Source organism: Roseomonas sp. KE2513 (assembly GCF_016107305.1).
GTDB lineage: Bacteria > Pseudomonadota > Alphaproteobacteria > Acetobacterales > Acetobacteraceae > Roseomonas.
This window is the reverse complement of sequence record NZ_RCVR01000132.1, coordinates 1-1,475: the sequence shown is the minus strand read 5'-3', so window position 1 is coordinate 1,475 and position 1,475 is coordinate 1. Positions and strand designations below refer to the sequence as shown.

Below are 1,475 nucleotides of genomic sequence, written 5' to 3'. Positions count from 1 at the left end.
CGTTGACGAGATGGGGTATCCCGGCCCGGCGTAGCCGCCACCCCTTGTCTAGGCGGAGCGGGATGCCTGGTTTGGAAGGGCTGGCGATGGCTTGCCAGCTTCATGCCCCAGCTCTGGAGGACGGTGCCATGCTCTATTGTGGACTGGACGTGTCTCTGAAGCAGACTGCGCTCTGCGTCGTAGACGGTGATGGGCGTGTGGTCAGGGAGGCCAAGCTGGCCACCGACCCGGAGGTGATCAGTCGCTTTCTCGGGGAGAATGAACTCGGCTGCGAGCGCATTGGCCTGGAGTCTGGAGGGACGTCGTCCTGGCTCTGCCTGGAACTGCGCAGGCTTGGGCGCCCTGCCGTGTGTATTGATGCACGACATGCGGCGGCGGCCCTGCAGGCGGGATTTCGGAACAAGAACGACCGCAATGATGCCCGCGGCATCGCCGATCTCATGCGCGTGAGGAGCTATCGCGAGGTCTGGATCAAGTCGCAGGAGAGCCAGCGCCGGGGCATGCTGCTGACGGCGCGTGGGACACTGCACGGCCAGAGGGTGGCCCTGGAGAACACGATCCGTGGCCTGCTGCGCCTCGAGGGGATCCACTTTCCAACTCGTGGGAGCCGCTTTGCCGAGGATGTCCTGGAGCGCATTGGTGAGTCGGATGCTTTGCACCTGATCATCCGCCCCCTGCTGGAGGCGCGCACCACGATCATGCGCCAGATCCTTGCTCTTGACCGACAGATCATCGCCACGGCCCAGCATGATCCCGTCTGCCGCCTGCTGATGACGATCCCGGGCGTGGGAGCGCATACCGCGCTGTCGTTCAAGGCCTGCGTTGATGACCCCGCACGCTTTCAGAGGTCACGAACGGTCGGAGCTCACTTCGGCCTCACGCCCCGGCAGTACAGTTCCGGCGAGGTCAATATCAGCGGACGGATCAGCAAGATGGGCGATCGGGGCATGCGAAGGCTGCTCTATGTGGCCGCGAACGCGATGATGACACGCGGCCGCTGGTCAGCCCTGAAGGCCTGGGCCATGCGCCTGGCCAAGGCACGAGGCGCACGGCGCGCCAAAGTGGCCCTGGCACGTCGGCTGGCCGTGACGATGCACGCGATGTGGCGGTCGGGCGAGCCCTTCCGCTGGACGAAGCAGGCCGAGGCTGCCTGAGCGGCGGCCCGGCTGCCCTGCCACGCCGTGGCGGGTCCCGCGAGGGACGGGCTGGTTCGAGAGCGCAGATACGTTTGGTCCCACCTTGGTGAGAGACCGCTGACGAGATCGCTCCGGGCCACCTGACCGACCCCATCCTGTGCCGGCCGAGCGCGCTGAGCACGTAGAGAAGACTGTCACCTCAGGGACCACGCCGCAGCAACAGCAGGGCAACGAGGACGGACCGCGCGCAGCCAATATCAAGGCGGCATCGAAGATGAGAGAGGAGTTGCTCGGATGAGATAGAAGCGCCTTGACCCGCCAGGCCGGGATAGAGAAAAC

At 65.6% G+C, this 1,475-nt stretch carries 1 protein-coding gene; it reads left to right on the top strand.

What is annotated here, in order from left to right; all coding sequences use genetic code 11:
- Positions 1–62: 62 nt before the first annotated feature.
- Positions 63–1,154, top strand: coding sequence for an IS110 family transposase (locus D9599_RS30565; protein WP_198385107.1), 1,092 nt, complete (start codon positions 63–65; stop codon positions 1,152–1,154).
- Positions 1,155–1,475: the final 321 nt, after the last annotated feature.

Coding starts and splice junctions, on each gene's coding strand:
- D9599_RS30565 (WP_198385107.1), top strand. CDS start 63: ATGCCTGGTTTGGAAGGGCTGGCGATGGCTTGCCAGCTTCATGCCCCA.